Origin of the sequence: Fulvimarina manganoxydans, assembly GCF_900176465.1 — a bacterium.
In the GTDB taxonomy this organism is placed as follows: domain Bacteria; phylum Pseudomonadota; class Alphaproteobacteria; order Rhizobiales; family Rhizobiaceae; genus Fulvimarina; species Fulvimarina manganoxydans.
In genome coordinates this window covers 77,510-93,314 of sequence record NZ_FWXR01000010.1, presented here as the reverse complement: position 1 = coordinate 93,314, position 15,805 = coordinate 77,510, and the positions used below count along the sequence as shown (strand labels likewise).

The 15,805-nt window shown below is 63.4% G+C and carries 17 protein-coding genes; 7 read left to right on the top strand and 10 right to left on the bottom strand.

The genetic code is table 11. The features are described from left to right. Positions 1 to 2: 2 nt before the first annotated feature. The 3 genes from B9A15_RS12255 to B9A15_RS12245 form a co-directional block, all read right to left on the bottom strand. Complete coding sequence (locus B9A15_RS12255) at positions 3 to 1,508, bottom strand: AMP nucleosidase (protein ID WP_084410433.1); 1,506 nt, start codon at positions 1,506 to 1,508, stop codon at positions 3 to 5. A gap of 135 nt (positions 1,509 to 1,643) precedes the next feature. Further along, the gene (locus tag B9A15_RS12250) at positions 1,644 to 2,747 is read right to left on the bottom strand and encodes a DUF4214 domain-containing protein (protein WP_084410368.1); all 1,104 of its coding nucleotides are present in this window, start codon (positions 2,745 to 2,747) and stop codon (positions 1,644 to 1,646) included. Between the two features lie 398 nt (positions 2,748 to 3,145). Next, complete coding sequence (locus B9A15_RS12245; protein ID WP_139798360.1) at positions 3,146 to 3,337, bottom strand: hypothetical protein; 192 nt, start codon at positions 3,335 to 3,337, stop codon at positions 3,146 to 3,148. A 271-nt stretch (positions 3,338 to 3,608) separates the two neighbouring features. On the opposite strand from B9A15_RS12245, the gene B9A15_RS12240 reads away from it, so the two are divergent. From B9A15_RS12240 to B9A15_RS12225, 4 genes are all read left to right on the top strand, one after another. Next, the gene (locus B9A15_RS12240; protein ID WP_084410366.1) at positions 3,609 to 4,319 is read left to right on the top strand and encodes a glutathione S-transferase N-terminal domain-containing protein; all 711 of its coding nucleotides are present in this window, start codon (positions 3,609 to 3,611) and stop codon (positions 4,317 to 4,319) included. 539 nt (positions 4,320 to 4,858) lie between these two features. Further along, positions 4,859 to 5,161 (top strand): hypothetical protein, encoded by a 303-nt coding sequence (locus B9A15_RS12235; protein WP_139798359.1) that lies wholly within the window; start codon positions 4,859 to 4,861, stop codon positions 5,159 to 5,161. Between the two features lie 274 nt (positions 5,162 to 5,435). Further along, complete coding sequence (locus B9A15_RS12230; RefSeq protein WP_084410364.1) at positions 5,436 to 7,112, top strand: M64 family metallopeptidase; 1,677 nt, start codon at positions 5,436 to 5,438, stop codon at positions 7,110 to 7,112. Between the two features lie 134 nt (positions 7,113 to 7,246). Next, complete coding sequence (locus tag B9A15_RS12225; RefSeq protein ID WP_084410363.1) at positions 7,247 to 8,128, top strand: DUF1194 domain-containing protein; 882 nt, start codon at positions 7,247 to 7,249, stop codon at positions 8,126 to 8,128. A gap of 12 nt (positions 8,129 to 8,140) precedes the next feature. On the opposite strand, the gene B9A15_RS12220 is transcribed toward B9A15_RS12225, so the two are convergent. The 3 genes from B9A15_RS12220 to B9A15_RS12210 all read right to left on the bottom strand — a co-directional run bounded on the left by B9A15_RS12220 (position 8,141) and on the right by B9A15_RS12210 (position 10,660). After that, positions 8,141 to 8,518, bottom strand: coding sequence for a hypothetical protein (locus tag B9A15_RS12220; RefSeq protein WP_244556927.1), 378 nt, complete (start codon positions 8,516 to 8,518; stop codon positions 8,141 to 8,143). A 133-nt stretch (positions 8,519 to 8,651) separates the two neighbouring features. Further along, positions 8,652 to 9,323 (bottom strand): exopolysaccharide biosynthesis protein, encoded by a 672-nt coding sequence (locus B9A15_RS12215; RefSeq protein WP_244556926.1) that lies wholly within the window; start codon positions 9,321 to 9,323, stop codon positions 8,652 to 8,654. A 149-nt stretch (positions 9,324 to 9,472) separates the two neighbouring features. Continuing rightward, positions 9,473 to 10,660, bottom strand: coding sequence for a patatin-like phospholipase family protein (locus tag B9A15_RS12210; RefSeq protein WP_139798358.1), 1,188 nt, complete (start codon positions 10,658 to 10,660; stop codon positions 9,473 to 9,475). A gap of 248 nt (positions 10,661 to 10,908) precedes the next feature. Between B9A15_RS12210 and B9A15_RS22990 the strand changes: the two genes are divergently transcribed. Beyond that, positions 10,909 to 11,055 carry an entericidin domain-containing protein gene (locus B9A15_RS22990; RefSeq protein WP_170923279.1) on the top strand — a complete coding sequence of 49 codons (147 nt, stop codon included), beginning with the start codon at positions 10,909 to 10,911 and terminating at the stop codon, positions 11,053 to 11,055. 72 nt (positions 11,056 to 11,127) lie between these two features. On the opposite strand, the gene B9A15_RS12205 is transcribed toward B9A15_RS22990, so the two are convergent. Continuing rightward, positions 11,128 to 11,835: a hypothetical protein gene (locus tag B9A15_RS12205; protein WP_084410360.1), complete on the bottom strand. Its 708-nt coding sequence runs from the start codon at positions 11,833 to 11,835 to the stop codon at positions 11,128 to 11,130. A 237-nt stretch (positions 11,836 to 12,072) separates the two neighbouring features. Here B9A15_RS12205 and B9A15_RS12200 point away from each other — a divergent pair, with 237 nt between their 5' ends. Then, complete coding sequence (locus B9A15_RS12200; RefSeq protein ID WP_084410359.1) at positions 12,073 to 12,507, top strand: helix-turn-helix domain-containing protein; 435 nt, start codon at positions 12,073 to 12,075, stop codon at positions 12,505 to 12,507. Beyond that, complete coding sequence (locus B9A15_RS23180) at positions 12,504 to 12,992, top strand: DUF6456 domain-containing protein (protein ID WP_084410358.1); 489 nt, start codon at positions 12,504 to 12,506, stop codon at positions 12,990 to 12,992. The genes B9A15_RS12200 and B9A15_RS23180 overlap by 4 nt, the downstream gene beginning before the upstream one ends. Before the next feature lie 22 nt (positions 12,993 to 13,014). On the opposite strand, the gene B9A15_RS12190 is transcribed toward B9A15_RS23180, so the two are convergent. From B9A15_RS12190 to B9A15_RS12180, 3 genes are all read right to left on the bottom strand, one after another. Next, the gene (locus tag B9A15_RS12190) at positions 13,015 to 13,647 is read right to left on the bottom strand and encodes a DedA family protein (RefSeq protein WP_084410357.1); all 633 of its coding nucleotides are present in this window, start codon (positions 13,645 to 13,647) and stop codon (positions 13,015 to 13,017) included. Then, positions 13,644 to 14,879, bottom strand: a complete 1,236-nt coding sequence (locus B9A15_RS12185) for a class I SAM-dependent RNA methyltransferase (protein WP_084410356.1) — start codon at positions 14,877 to 14,879, stop codon at positions 13,644 to 13,646. The genes B9A15_RS12190 and B9A15_RS12185 overlap by 4 nt, the downstream gene beginning before the upstream one ends. Before the next feature lie 121 nt (positions 14,880 to 15,000). Then, positions 15,001 to 15,795 carry a TlyA family RNA methyltransferase gene (locus tag B9A15_RS12180; RefSeq protein WP_244556925.1) on the bottom strand — a complete coding sequence of 265 codons (795 nt, stop codon included), beginning with the start codon at positions 15,793 to 15,795 and terminating at the stop codon, positions 15,001 to 15,003. Positions 15,796 to 15,805: the final 10 nt, after the last annotated feature.

Here is a 15,805-nt window from a genome sequence, read left to right as displayed (position 1 = left end):
GCCTATTGAAACGCCGTCTCGGTGAAGGAGCGCAGCTTTCGCGAATGAACCCGTTCGGACGGCAATTCGCTCATCAATTCGAGGGCCCGCATGCCGATGCGAAGATGCTGGGCGACCTGACGCTTGTAGAAATCGGTCGCCATGCCGGGCAGCTTGAGCTCGCCATGGAGCGGCTTGTCCGAGACGCAGAGCAGCGTTCCATAGGGCACCCGGAAGCGGAACCCGTTGGCCGCGATCGTCGCCGATTCCATGTCGAGGCCGATCGCGCGCGATTGGGAGAGCCGCTCGATCGGCTCGTGATGGTCGCGCAGCTCCCAGTTCCGATTGTCGATGGTGGCAACGGTCCCTGTGCGCATGATGCGCTTCAGCTCATAGCCGGAAAGACCGGTGATCTCGGCGACGGCCTGTTCCAGCGCCACCTGAACCTCGGCCAGTGCCGGGATCGGCACCCAGATCGGTAGATCGGCATCGAGAACATGGTCTTCGCGCACATAAGCATGGGCGAGGACATAGTCGCCGAGCTCCTGGCTGTTGCGCAGGCCGGCGCAATGGCCGAGCATCAGCCAGGCATGGGGGCGCAGGACCGCGACATGGTCGGTGATCGTCTTGGCGTTGGAGGGACCGACGCCGATATTGACCATGGTGATGCCGCTGCAATCGTCGCGGACGAGATGATAGGCCGGCATCTGGGGAAGGCGTAGAGGCGCCGTTCCTTCTTTCGGCTCCAGCGATCCGGCGGGCGTGACCACATTGCCGGGCTCGATGAAGGCGGAATAGCCGCGCCCGCCCTCGGCCATCATCTGGCGCGCCAGCATGCAGAACTCGTCCATATAGAACTGGTAGTTCGTGAAAAGAACGAAGTTCTGGAAATATTTCGGATGAGTCGCGGTGTAATGCTGCAGGCGATGCAGCGAATAGTCGACGCGCTGGGCGGTGAAGGGCGCGAGCGGCGCGCCCTCGCCCTCCTTCGGCTTGAACGTGCCGTTGACGATGCGGTCGTCGGTCGCTTCGAGATCGGGCACGTCGAAAATGTCGCGCAAGGGTCGGTGCAGCCGCTCGGCTCGCGCCGCGTCCACATAGGCGCCTTCCGGGAAGGCGAAATGCAGAGGGATCGGCGTTGAGGAATCGCCGATCGCGACCGGCTGGCCGTGATTCTTGATCAGAAGCGCGACCTGCTCGGCGAGATAGCCCTCGAAGAGATCGGGCCGGGTGATCGTCGCGGAATAACGGCCGGGCCGTGGAACATGGCCAAAGGCGAGGCGCGAGTCGACGCGGGCATGGGTCGTCGTCGCGATGGAGATTTCCGGATAGAAGGCCCTGACGCGCTCGGCCGAATGGCCGGAGGCGAGCACCTCCTCGAAGCGCCGGGACAAAAAACCGACCGAGCGGTCATAGAGCCGCTTCAGTTCGGCAACCGCTTCGCCCGCGTCGGTGAAGGGGCGCAAGGGTACAGCTTCCGGCGTGTCGAAGGCGAAGGGATCGGTGTCGGTGCGCTCAAGCTCTGTCATGAACCGCATTTAGAGCATCTGGCGCCGACATGCACGTGACGTCCTCGCTGCAGGCGTGCGAAAAATGAAAGCGGCCCCTCCCGAAGGAAAGAGGCCGCCTTGCTTCTGTGGCGTCGTTCAGGCCGCCTTTGGCGATCAGACGAGGACGCTGTCGTTCAGAAGAATACCACCCTCGATCTGACCCATGACGGCAGTCTGGTTCTCGCTGCTTTCCGAAAAGCCGACGAGAACGTCTGCGCGGCTGACACCATCGTCGAGCGCGTTCGTCCAGTAGTCGACGCCGCTCGTGTCACCCTCGCGGTCGAGGACGTTCATATAGAGCTGCTCGACAAAGGCCTGGTCGGTGAGATCCGAGCCGAAGCGCATGGAAAACTCCGAGGAGTCGATGAAGTTCTGCGCGATGCTGGACAGGCTCGCGCCTTCGTCCAGGGCTTCGACGGAGTTGCTGAGCCCGTCGAGATCGGGCGCCCGATCGAGAGCCGCCTCATAGAGGCGGTATGCCTGTCCGGCATTACCCTCGATGTCGAAGGCGATGACATTGTCACCAATGGAGATGCGACCCGCCTCGATGCCGGTCATCACGTCCTCGGCCATGGTGGCGGTGACCTCGCCCGAGGCGATCGGCAGAACGGCCTTGTAGCCTGCTGTGCCGTCGGCCTCGCCATCGGTACCCATGCCCTGACCTTCGAGCAGGGTCTGGCCGTGGAGCACGATCTCGCGCTGGGTGAGGTTCATGGCCGTCACGATGGAGGAGAGCGACGTATCCGCCACGTCGTCCGAATTCGTGTCGATCATCAACTCGTCGAGATCATAGCTCTGGGCGAAGGTGAAATAGCTGATCGATGGCGCCGGAAAGTCGGCGATCGCGCCCCCGGCGGGGGAGGTGAGGGAGAGAAGGATGCCGCCATAGGATGGGATACCCTCGCCGAGCTCGACGATGCCGTCGCGGTCCGTATCGGTCGAGATACCCGGGACCATCGAGTTCTGGACGCTGCCGTCCTCGCCGGGCAGGAATCCGTGCAGATGCTGGGGATGCGGCACATTCGCCTCGACGCCGGTGGCGGCGGTCAACACCGTCAGCGTGTTGGTATCGGTGTCGAGGGCGAGAAAGGCGCCGCCCGAGACCTCGGAATTGTTCATGGCCGTGAAGTCGACCTTATAGAAAAATTCCGCGTTCTTGATCGCGTTATAGGTGTTGCTGAGCGTGCCGAGTTCGGCCATCGAGATTTCATGGGCCATGAGCGCCTCCTCTTCGGTGCATGTCGTGGCGACGCCGCGCAATCAGCAGGACAATTGCTGTCGAGCCTTCAATGCGGCGACCATCGAGTAGTAGCTACGAAGGAATGCTCGGTTGGGATGCGGTGGAGGAGAGAAAAAGTTCGGACAGGAACAAAGTCCGGCGCGCGGCTCGATCGCTGGCTCGAGATCCGCGATGGGTCTGGCCGATAGCGGCGACTGGGCGGATTCGGAACGAGGGCCAATCGTCTCAGGCGCGGCGCTCATGCGAAGGCAGGCATTGGCCAAGGCTTTCAGCGAGCAGGTTTTTGCACGGTTCGGAAGGCAGACTGCGTGAGGCGATAGGCCCGATCGGACCGGCCGCAACCATCATGACGGCGAAAAACCGCCTCTCATTCGGGTCAGAACTTGGCGACAGTTTCCGGCTGGGTCCGCTCGATGCTGCAGACGATGCCTTGGGTGTAGTTGCAGCCTTCTCCGGCGAAGGAGGCCACCGCGCTGCCGGTCCGCCCGACCGAATGCTGGGCGAAGCTCGTCATCGCGAATCCGAACAGGGCGATCACCACCGTTACGAAGGATAGTCGCTCAACCATGGGCAGTCCCCCTAAAAGCATTCCCATGCTTTGCATGATAAGCCTGAACTCAGGCTGACCACGACTGTTTAGGACCCGTTCCAACATGTGAACGGGCCGTCCCCGATCTGCTTCTTTGCGCCGTCCCCACGGCGCTCTACCTCGTGGAGGAATTTGGCACGCATATCATGGCCAAAATGAGCCCGCTGCGTGTCACTCTCGCGAATTCTCGCCGGCAGAACCGGGGCTGCTTCCGGTCTTCTGCGTCAGGCCGAACCACCAAGGAGCGAACATGACGGAACAGACGAAGCCGATCGACCTGTTTTACTGGCCGACGCCCAATGGTTGGAAGATTTCTATCCTGTTGGAGGAACTTGGCGTTCCCTACGAGGTGCACTTCGTCAATATCGGCGCAGGCGACCAGTTCAAGCCGGAATTCTTGAAAATCTCGCCGAACAATCGGATGCCGGCGATCGTCGACCCGGAAGGTCCGGGCGGCGAGCCGATCTCGGTCTTCGAGTCCGGTGCCATTCTACAATATCTCTCCCGCAAGTTCGGACGGTTCTATCCGACGGATGAGCGCGCCCGTGTCGCCGTCGAGGAATGGTTGTTCTGGCAGGTGGGCGGTCTCGGCCCGATGGCCGGTCAGGCCCATCACTTCCGCAATTATGCGCCGGAAAAGATCGCTTACGGTATCGATCGCTACACCAACGAGGTGCATCGGCTCTATGGCGTCATGAACAAGCGCTTGGAATCCAACGAATATCTCGGCGGAAGCGATTATTCGATCGCCGACATGGCCTCGATCGGCTGGGTCGTGCCCTACAAGAACCAGGGCCAGGACATCGAGGAATTCCCGCATTTGAAGCGCTGGTTCGAGACGGTGAAAGCCCGCCCGGCCGTCGAGCGCGGCCTGGAACTCGGCAAGGCGGAGCGCGAAAAGGTCAATCTGGCGAACGACAAGGACGCCCAGAAGGTCCTGTTCGGCCAGCGTGCGCGCTGATCTCGACGCGCCTCGTCCCATGCAACTCATACGAAATCCGTTCGATCGCATCGCGATACGGATTTCCAAGACGCTCAAGCGCCGCGCGGGCTTTGATACGGAGCCCGACTGATCCAGTCGGATGCCGCATCAGTCGGATATGAGACGGCGGCGATTGATCGAAGAACCCCGACCAATCGTTATCCTCGGCCCGTAAGGGCCGGGGACTGCCCCCGGGGACCTACGCCTCAAGCGTTATTCGGGGCCACGAACCATCGCGGTCTGCGTCCTGCAACTTGCTTCATCCATTATACATTGGGACGGCACGAGCCCTTGGGGCTGAACGAGCCTGGATCCGAAGGCTCTCCGGCTCGCCGAACTGGTGCGGGGCCGGCACGCCCGATGGTGCGGCGACGCTCGGCGCTACCGGTTTGGCCCGCTCTCGGCTATCCTATCGGCTCAAGACCCGCAATATCCGTCGAGGAGCCAGCCTTCATCCCATGTCCTTGGCCCCATTGCTCCTTTCATTCCTTGCCCGCCTCAGGGTCGGCTTTGTCGCAATGGCCGGAATTGCCATCCTGTCGGCGCTTGGCGCCTGTCAGGCCGGCGATGCCGCTTCACAGGACAATGGAGGGCTCATGCAGGCACGCGTTCATGCGAAAGCCGAACTCTTCGAGACCGAAACGGGCTCCCATGTACTGACGACCCTGCCGGCAGGCAGCGTCGTGTCCATTTCCGAGCCCGACCCGGAAGCCCTGGAGGCCGCCTTGCGGACGGGCGCGCGGATCCGGGTGCATGCCGTGACGGGCAGTCGTGAGCAGGATGGATTCGTCGCCGCCTCGACGGTCACAATCACGCGATGAATGAGAATCTGATGTGTTCGTGGTATTATGACGCTATCCACGGCGCGTCGCGGCTGCGAAGAGCGACCGACGGCGCATCCGGTGGCAGGCTCTATCATCCGCCTCGACATGGTGTATGAACGCAAGCGACATGGGCCGCCATAGGGTTGCGGTATCAGATCGATCGGTTTCATGGCGCGATTGCGCGGACGTTTCGACCTGATCTCTAGGCCTCCTCAATCCAGCCGATGACAGCCTCAGCTGACCCGGCATCGTCTTTTTCCGGAACCGTTCGATGAGCTATACGACCCTTCTTCAGACAGGCGCTTCGGGCAACCGCGTCGATATCGTCTTTCTGGGCGACGGTTACACGGCCGGCCAGCTCGCCGGAGACTATCGCGGCGACGTTCAGGCGATGATCACCTATCTGTTCGAGGCCGGCGATCTGACGGAGCCCTTCGGCCGGTACAAGGACTATTTCAATATCCACGCCATCGACGTCGCCTCGCGCGAGAGCGGCGCGGATGTGGAGCCGGAAGGCATCAATGTCGATACCGCTCTCGACGCGAAATATTACTGGGACGGATCGACGGAGCGTCTGCTTTATATCGACGACAATCTGGCCGATGCGATCGTCCAGCGCGAGTTCGAGGGTACGGATATCGCGGCCGAAATGCGCTTCGTGACGGTCAATTCCGATCGCTATGGCGGCGGCGGCGGCTCCTATGGCGTCTATGCCGGCGGCAACCCCTCGGCGCGCGAAGTGGCGGTTCACGAAATCGGCCATTCCTTCGCCGGGCTGGCCGACGAGTATGACGACTACAATCCGAAAGCGGTGAGCACTTACCGCGGCTCCGAGCCCGCCTCGCCGAACCTCACCAAGGATGCCAGTGGCGCGCGCTGGGCGGAATGGCTCGGCTATGATCAGCCCGGCATCGGCATCATCGGCGCCTATGAGGGCGGCGCCTATGTGGACAATGGCATCTTCCGTCCGTCGGAAGACTCCAAGATGCGCAGCCTCAACAACCCGTTCGATGCGGTCTCCCAGCAGGCCTTCATCCTCAATTTCTACGACTATGTGAAACCGCTCGATGGCTGGAGCCATGCGGATGCGACGGGCCCGCTGACAGGCGTCACGCAGCTTTCGGTCGATCCGATCAGCGATGCCACGATCGGCGTCGAATGGCGGGTGAACGGACAAACGGTCGGCGGCGACACGCTGACGCTGGATCTTTCAAGCCTCGGCCTTGCGCCGGGCGATTATCAGGTCAGCGCGCGCGCCTTCGACGATACGGGCCTCGTGCGCGCCGTCGATCCGCGAACGGAACAAACGGTTAATTGGACGGTCCGTCTGAGCGCGAGCGAAAGCTCCGTTCCCTCGGATGAGAACGACACCCTCTCCAATCCGGTCTTCCCCTCGTCGATCAACGGGCTGGGCGGCCGCGATACGCTGCGTCTCGACGGCACGCTCGCCGATTTCGCCATCGCGCCGGTGGAAGGCGGTTTTGCGATCGCCCGGACCGGACAGCCCGATGCGGTGCTGAGCGCGTCCGGGATCGAGGTTCTGACCTTTACCGACGCGACCTTGGAGCTGCATGGCGGCGAACCGGCGACAGGGACCTATGCGCTTTATCAGACGGTGTTCGACCGCACGCCCGATCTGACCGGGCTCAGCTATTGGGTGCAGCGGGCCGAGACGGGTCTGCCGCTCATCGACATCGCCAAGCTCTTCACCCAATCAAGCGAGTTCACCAGTGCTTATGGCGTCGATCCGAGCGACGAGGTGCTGGTCGATCGGCTCTACGCCAATGTCTTCGGCCGCAATGCCGAGGATGGCGGAAAGGCCTTCTGGCTGAACGCCCTTTCGAACGGGGCCTCGGATGCCGAAGTCGTGCTCGGCTTTTCCCAAAGCACCGAGCTTCTCGCCCAGATCGACAATCAGGTGGATGACGGTTTCTTCATCCTGGTCTGAGCGGTCCTGACCAGGGGACACCCGGGCAGATCCGTCCCCAGGCCGAGTTGTTACGCATTCGTGAATTGCTCCGAAGGGCATTCGCGGCGAGCATTTCGCGAATGGCGAGATCGATCGGAACGCCCCATAGGGCGATGTTCATCAGGGTTTGCGCTTTTCTTTGCGCGGTCTGCCTTGGCCTCATCGGGCTGGGTAGCGCCGGTGCCCAGCAGCGCGGGCTCGGCGATCTTGGCGGGGCGAAAGGGGACGGCGGCCTTCCCGTCGATGTGGAACTCGTTCTTGCCGTCGATGTCAGCTGGTCGATGAACCAGATGGAGCAGGCGATCCAGCGCGACGGCTATGCCGCCGCCTTTCGCTCGAGCGAGGTCCAGGCAGCCATCCTCGACGGCGTTCATGGCCGGGTCGCAGTGACCTATCTCGAATGGGCGGGCAGCCTGTCGCAATCGGTCATCGTGCCTTGGACCTTGATCGATTCCAAGGCGAGCGCCGAAGAGTTCGCCTATCGCTTGACGGCGGACGCGCCGATCCGCGCAAGGCGCACCTCGATCGCCTCGGCGATCGACTTTTCCGCAACCCTCTTTGCGGGCAACGGCTTCGAAGGGCTGAAACAGGTCGTCGACATCTCCGGCGACGGCCCGAACAATGAGGGCCGTATGGTGACCGAAGCCCGGGACGCGGCCGTGCGCCGCGGCGTCACGATCAACGGTCTGCCCTTGATGACGACCGGCCAAGGCGGTTCCTGGGGATCGATCGCCAATCTCGACCGCTATTACGAGACCTGCGTGATCGGCGGGCCGGGCGCCTTCATGATCCCGGTGAACGACTGGTCTCAGTTTCCCGAGGCCGTCCGGCGCAAGCTTGTCTTGGAACTGGCCGGCGGCTGGCCATCCGTCGACGAGATATTGCGGGCAGGGGCGAAGGTGCAGCCGGCTCAGTCCGGCGGGGCGGTCGACTGTCTGATCGGGGAGAAACAATGGCAGGAGCGTCAGCGACGCTGGATGCGTGACACGCAATAAGCGTCGGCGGTGTCAGCCCTTCGACAGTCGCTTACGGTTGGAGCGCACGCGCTTGCCATAGGGCTTGAGGCCGGCAGTCAGGACGTCGTCGGCAATGTTTCCCGTGCTCGCCATGCCGGTGCTCATCGTATCGATGACCGATTTCCAGGCGGCGGCCGAAACGGCGGCGTTCATGGCCATCGCCGATTCCTGGGCGGCCATCATCTTTTCGGTGACCATGCGCGTCGCCTCGGCCCGGTCCTTGGCGCTGGGCGAAGCGGCCGAGAGCCAGAACCCGGTGAGCCGCGAGGCGATGACGAAGGGCGCGGCGGTCATGATCGCGGCGGCTTCCGCCGTGGCTTTGGGAAGCGCGCCGAATTCGGATTTCGAGGAACGAGTTTTGCGGGCCATGGGTCATGCGTCTCCGAGGTCTAAACCTCCCGAAGCCATCAACGCGAGGAGGTGGCTTTTGGTTCGTCGGGAAAACGCCCCCGGCCGGCGCCTTCCAGCCGGCATCCAAGGCGCGAGGCCGTTTCGGGCCTTCTCAGAGGATGTTGATCAGCGCCAGGACGGCCGCCCCATAGACGAAGACGAGGAAGAGCACCGAGGCGACGCCGAGAAGCGCGGCTGCGATCAGCCAGAGGCCGTCGCGCGCCGTGATCGCGATGCCGGCAAGCGCGATCGCGACGCCCGGCGCCATATTCGTCAGCGGGAAGGGGATCGCCACGATCACCGCCAGGAAGAGGCACATCCAGCCCACGGCGCTCAGGAGAACGCGCTCCGGCTGCGGCCAGAAGCGATGGCGCGCCAGCCGCTCGGCCCTGCGGATCAGGGGACCGACGCGGTTCATCAAGGTGCGTAAGGTTTCCGGCTTCAGCCGGATCATACGCACCTTGTTGGGCAGCCAGAGCCGATGCCGACCAATCGCGAGTTGTAGGGCAAAGAGGATCAATGGCAGGCCGAAGATCGTCGAGGCGCCTGGCGGTAGGGGCACGAGATTGAGCCCGCCGAACAGGACGAAGAAGGCACCGAAGGCTCGCGTATCGAAGGCTTGGGACAGGTCGCCGATCGTCGGATCGTCCTGCACCGCATCCCTCTTATTGGAGAAGGCCCGCAGGATGGCGGAAATCCGCCGCTGTCGCTTGCCTCCCTGACCGCGCCGGCGGCGGGACCGCCGCAGACTGGAAAGATCGACAGGCGACACGGTTTTACTCATCTTCGAGCACTGAGGTTCGGCAGTGGCGGACCGGGCGGATCCGCCGGTGCCACTTTGATGGCTCGACGAACGACTGGGTTCCATGGGCCTTCCATAATAGGCGCCGCTCGTTAAGTCGACGTTGCCAGGCGAGAAATCAGGCCATGGTGTCAGGTTTTGGGCAGCGCAGCTCTTGGGCCGGCTCTTTTTGCCGTTCGCTCGGCCGGACACAGATCGAGAACCTCGATACCAAGCTTGGGCTTCTCCCGGTGGACGAAACGCGGATGGGTCAGGGTCTCGATCGCATCTTCGGTCCCGTCCTGCCAACGCTCGTCGACCGTGGTGCGGGAGAATTCGTAATCCTTTGAATCGCGACTGTATTCGCGCATTCGGTTGATCAGATGAACGATCGTCACCGAGGCGTCGTTCTCGCGGTCCTTCAGGAAGGCGACATCCGGATCGTCGGCGAGTTCCGGGGGCAGCTTGTCGAGAAGGCGATGAATCGCCCGCCTCTCTCGCTGGCGTTCCTTGATCATATCGGTGCCGAGGCGCGTGCGGCTCGAATAGCGAATGTCCTTCTCACGCTCGGCGAGGTCATAGATGGTCTGCGGCAAGGGACCCCGCGCCGAGAACAGATCGACCTGGAAGACGCACATGTCGTGCTGCCAGTCCTCTTCCAGGATGTATTGCAACGGGGTGTTGGAGACGAGGCCTCCGTCCCAATACCATTCGCCATCGATCTCGACCGGCGGAAAGCCCGGCGGCAGCGCCCCGCTCGCCATGACATGTTCCGGGCCGATCCGCGTCGTGCGGCTGTCGAAATAGCGAAAGTTGCCGGTGGCCACATTGACCGCGCCGAGGCTGACCCGCATGTCGCCATTGTTCAACCGGTCGAAATCGACAAGGCGGAGAAGCGTCTCGCGAAGGGGGCGCGTGTCGTAATAGCCGAGATCGGACGGCGTGCCGTTGGGGACGAAATAGGTCGGCGGGACACGCGGCGCGAAGAAACCGGGAATGCCGAAGAGGATCGAGGAGAGCGCGCTGCCTTCGTTGAAGGCCGTGCGCGCGTATAGGCCCGGCAGCGGCGGCCCGAATGTGATGGTCGAGGAGACTTCGTGCCAGAAGGCGCGCATCGCCTCGACGCGGCTTTCCGGAGGATTTCCGGCGATGAGGGCGGCATTGATCGCCCCGATGGAGATGCCCGCCACCCAGTCGGGCCTAGCCCCCGCTTTCGACAGTGCCTCGAAGACGCCGCCCTGATAGGCGCCGAGCGCGCCGCCGCCTTGCAGAACGAGAACGAGCAACTCGTCGGGCCGGGAAATCGCGGTGTCGTGCGATGGTTGGGCGAGGGTATCCATGGGGCGATCCATTCAAGGTCGACGCAGGCGATTATGCGGGCCCTATTCGAGGCCAGCGTTGACGTCTGATTTAGAGCGTCTCTGGTCGGCTTTGAAGCGCGGTGTCATGATCTTTTCGCAGCTGCAGCAATTTTCGAAGCGGTGATCGGTGTGTCGCGCGAGGCCGTCAGGGCCGATTTCGTTGCACTTGGGAACAGATGCCTGTCCGGCGCGTTGGTGTGCATCGACGCTTTGAGGAACCTTCCGTCATGACCTTGCGCCTTGCCACGATGCTGACCCTTCTTCTCGGCTCGCTTGCGATTTCCGCTTGCGCCAACACGGTTCGAGGCGTGGGTGCCGATGTCGGCAACACGGTCGATGCCGGCGAGGCTGCCGCCCGCGACATCGCCAACTGATCTCGAATGACGAACCGCTTGCCCTGCCGGGTCACCCTTGCGGGTAACCCGGCAGGGCGGGACTTTAGCGCTTTACTCATCCACGACTCCGGTTGCCTCCATTTTCGGTCTCACCGCGCATTGCCTGGGTGATTTTGGCTCTGGCGAGCGCTCCAATGCCGCGACGATACGGGCCAACGCCGCGTGGCGGTTGAGATCGTAACGCGGGTCTGCGCCCCGGCCCCAGCGCCCTTGTCGGGAAAGCTCTAGACGTGCCCTCTCTCGCATCGCAGCTTGGGTTTCTGGCGGCAGAGCCGCCACTGTGTCTTTGATTGCCGCTCCATCGCAGTCATCGGTGAAGCCGCGGATCGATGGCTTGCGGTGTTGCTTCGGCCGTCGCCCGCCCGTTTGCCCTTTTCCCACTTCAAGACCCTTCGCCGGCCGCGCCGGCTCCCCAGCGACGTGTGCGGTCTGAAGAGCTGGCGTCATCCGGGGCTCCGAAGGGCCCCTATCGGTTTGAGCGAAACGCGATAAATCGGACGCGCGATTTTGCTCTAACGCTTTGTTTTGCCGCATGATCTTTTCCGAAAGATCGCACAGCTTCTTGGCATCATGCTTCAGGCCGCCTTCGTCCGTCTGCCACGCGCCCTGGATCGCGGTCTCCGCGATCCCAAGCCCGAAGCGGCAAAGAAAGCTGTGCATTTCGCGAACCACCAACGGTGTCGAATGGGCAGCGCGGCGCGCCGCCACATAGGATTTCGCGGCGGCTTCGAGCTGTAGGGATAGGCGGTCTTGGTTCATCGATCATCGTCTCGCATGGGGTGAGAGCGATCGATTATGCGAGTGCGGCGAAAAGTGAGGAAAAAAAACCTATTCTGAGCGAGGCTCATGGTCTGAAGCGCGGAGGGGTAAAGAGCCTGTTGGGAATGACATTTTTTTGCACTGCCTTGATCTTCTTTCGGGGATCAGAATAGGAATAATTACCCGCAACCGAGAAGAGAGGCTCACAATGGATGAGGATCAGCCCAGGAGACTGCCATGATTCCCCTCCATGATGAAAAATCCGCGCGCCCCGCGCAGGCGGCGAGCCCAACCGGCCTGCAGGACAAGGAGCCGCCTCGATCTCTGGTCGGGTGCGATCTGCGCGAGCGAGGTCTGTGCCGCTTGGCGTCGGCGATCGCCGCGACCCATTTCGGCATCGAAATCGAAGCGATCGGGCGCCCCTATCGTTCGGATGCGGCCACCTGCGACGCCCGCCATGTGGCGATCTACCTGGCCCATGTGGTGTTCCAGATCCCGCTCGGCCGGACGGGCGAGGCCTTCGGCCGCGATCGCTCCAGCATCGCCTACGCCATCCGCAAGATCGAAGACCGGCGCGACGATGCACATTTCGACGCTATGATCGGCCGGCTCGAAGCGCTCGCCCACTCCATTGGCGATGTCGTCGGTGCGACCGGGGAGCCTGGACGATGAGCGGCCGGTTCAAAAGCGAGGGCGATTGGGCCGTGGCCCGTCTTTCGGCGGCGCGTGGGCGGACGTCGGCCTTTCTGAGCGCCGAGGAAGGCGAAGCGGCCGAGCGTCTCCGCGCCGATCACCACAGGGGCTCTCAGATGGCCTCGATCACCCAGCGATGGGATTTGTCCCCCCGCTCGGGACGGGGACGGGGCGCGGAAGACCTGTCGGACGCGGCCCTGGATGCGCGCGCGCGGCTCGATAGGGCCATCGAGGCGGTCGGGCCCGAACTCTCCGGCCTCCTTCTCGATATCTGCTGCCATTTGAAGGGCTTGGAAGAGGTCGAGCGCGAGCGGCTCTGGCCGGCGCGTTCGGCCAAGATGCTTCTGAAAGCCGGGCTCGGCATTCTGGCGCGCCATTACGGTATCACCGGGCGGTGCGCGAGAGGGACCGGCATCCGCCGCTGGCGCGATGCGGATGCGAGGCCGACCGTCTCGCCTGGATGAGCCGGTTTCGGTCGGTTGCCCGTCAGCCTCTCGGGATGGTCTTGCTCTCGTTCGAAGCATCGGGCGAGGGCTTCTCCCCTTTTCGGAAAAGCCATTTATACGTGCCGAACATGCCGATCGCGCAGACCGAGCCGGCGACGAGCACGATCGCGAGTGTCGATTGTTCTTGAAGAAAATGTTCGAGGGCCTTGCCGAAGAAATAGGCCGTCACCCCATAGGCGGCGGACCAAAGCGCGGCGCTGATCGCATTATAGAGGATGAAGCGCGGCCAGGGCATGTGCATCATGCCCGCAACGAAGCCGTTGAGCTGACGCAGGATGAAGACGAAGCGGGCAATGAGCACGATGACGAAGCCATAGGAGCGGAAGCGCTCCTCGACCATTTCCAGCTTGTCCTCGCCGAAATGAACCTTGTGGCCCCATTTGACCACTGCCGGACGGCCATAGCGCCGGCCGACCCAATAGCCGAGATTGTCGCCGAGGATCGAGCCGAGAAAGGCCGAGGCGAGGACCAGCCAGATATTCATCTGCCCATTGGAGGCGAGCATGCCGGCGGCCACCACGAGGCTTTCGCCGGGAAGTGGAAGGCCTGTCGATTCCAGGCAGACGACAATGGCGAGAAAGCCATAGCCATATTGGTTCAGGAAATCCGTCACCCGCCCTTCTCCAGGAGCGCGACGGCCTCCACATGGTGCGACCATAAAAACTGGTCGATCGGCGTGACGGAGACGAGGCGATAGCCGCCGTCCAGAAGCAGCTTCAGATCGCGGGCGAGCGTCTGCGGATTGCAGGAGACCGCCGCCACGCGCTTCACATTGGATTTGGCGAGCTCGGCCGCCACACCCTCCGCCCCGGCTCGCGGCGGGTCGAAAACAAGACCGTCATAGGGCTTGAGGTCTTTTGTAATGATCGGCCGGCGAAAGAGGTCGCGCCGTTCCGTGGTGACGGGTTTCAGCCCTTCCGCCTCGCGCCAGGCCTTGTCGAGCGCGGCAAGGGCCGGCGCTTCCGCCTCCACCGCATGGACCTTGGCCTTTTTCGCAAGCCGCAGAGCGAATGTGCCCGAGCCGGAAAAGAGGTCGGCGACGCGCTTTGCCTTCGTCAGATGGGTGGTGACGAGCTCGGCCATCGCCTCTTCCGCGCTTTCGACCGCCTGAAGGAAGCCGCCGGGCGGCAGCGTGACGCGAAGCCCGCCAAAGGTCACGATGGGCGGGCGGCGCATGGCGAAGATCTCGCCATCGACGGTGAGGCGGGCAAAGTCCGATTTCAGAGCATGGGCGATCGCCTGCTGGCGCTTGTCGTCCGGCAGCTTGCCGGCGTCGCTCGCGAAGACGTCGAGCCCCGTTTCGGTGCGCGTGACGAGGAGTTTGAGCGGCTTCTTGCGATCGAGAAGGATGGCGGAGAGCTTTTCCAGCGCCGGCAGTGCCGCGACGATGGCCGGCTCGGCGACCGGGCACGGACCGATCGGGACAATGCGGTCCGAATGGGCCTCGAAAAAGCCGAGAAGAAGCTTCGTGCCGGCGCGAAAAGCGGTGATGGCGAGGCGCCTGCGGGTTTCAGGCGCGCAGGGAACGAGCGGAGAGACCTCGGTCTCGATCCCCTGGCGGCGCAGGGCCTCTACCACGATAGAGCGCTTGAATTCGCCATAAAGCACTGGGTCGGCATGCTGCAATTCGCAGCCGCCGCAGCTGCCAAAATGGGGGCAGGGCGGCTCGGCGCGGCTCGGAGAGGCCTTGACGACTTCGATCGGCACGGCGCGCCCGGCCTTGCGCGGCTCGGCGCGCACCTCTTCGCCGGGCAGGGTAAAGGGCACATAGACCGGCCCGTCTGCCGTATCGGCGATGCCGTCGCCCTGAAGGCCAAGGCGCGAAATCGTAAGGTCGAGGGTCATGGCGCTCTTCAAAAGGCTACATGCGCATCGTGCGCGAGGATCGCTCCCCTGTGCCTTGACGGATGCGGCTCTCGCAAGGCGTTTTCGGGCATAAATGGCCGCGAGGAACCGAATTTGCGGCTCAGCCGGTCTTTTCGCCGACCAACAAAAACTCGCGATTGCCGTCGCCGCCCTCGATCGGCGAGGGGGCAAGACCCGGCGCCCGCCAGCCTGCTTGCTGACCCAGCCAATCCCGAAGCCGGGCCGCGATGCTTTCCGCCATGGACGGGTCCTTCAAGAGGCCACCCTTGCCGATCGCCTCGCGCCCGGCCTCGAATTGCGGCTTGACGAGAAGCACTGCCTTCGCGCCGGGCTCGGCGAGAGCGAGCGCTGGCGGCAGGGCGAGGGTCACCGAGATGAAGCTCACATCCGAGGTGACGAACTCGACCGGTCGGTCTCCCAGATGACCGGCCGTCAGCTCACGGGCATTGAGGCCCTCGATCGCGGTCAGGCGCGGATGGGTGGCGAGCGTCGTATCGACCTGGCCGTGGCCCACATCGATCCCGGTCACATGGGCCGCACCCCGTTCCAGAAGCACCTGGGCAAAACCGCCGGTCGACAGGCCGATATCGAGGCAGGAAAGCCCCGCCGGATCGAGGCCGAAAACATCGAGGCCGGCGATGAGCTTCAGCGCGGCGCGCGAGACATAGGCGCCCGCCGGATCGTCGATCTCGATCCACGCATCCGGGGCAATGCTCACCGACGCCTTGGTCGCGACGACCCCGTCGACCCGAACCGTGCCGCGCAAGACGGCATCGCGCGCTCTCGACCGTGTCCCGTAAAGCCCGCGCTCGACCAAAGCGAGATCGAGCCGCATCCTCGCCTCCGCCGGCTGTGTCGCGCCTTGCTTTGCGCCGGAACCGGGGGAGAGGGACATGCTTGGGGGC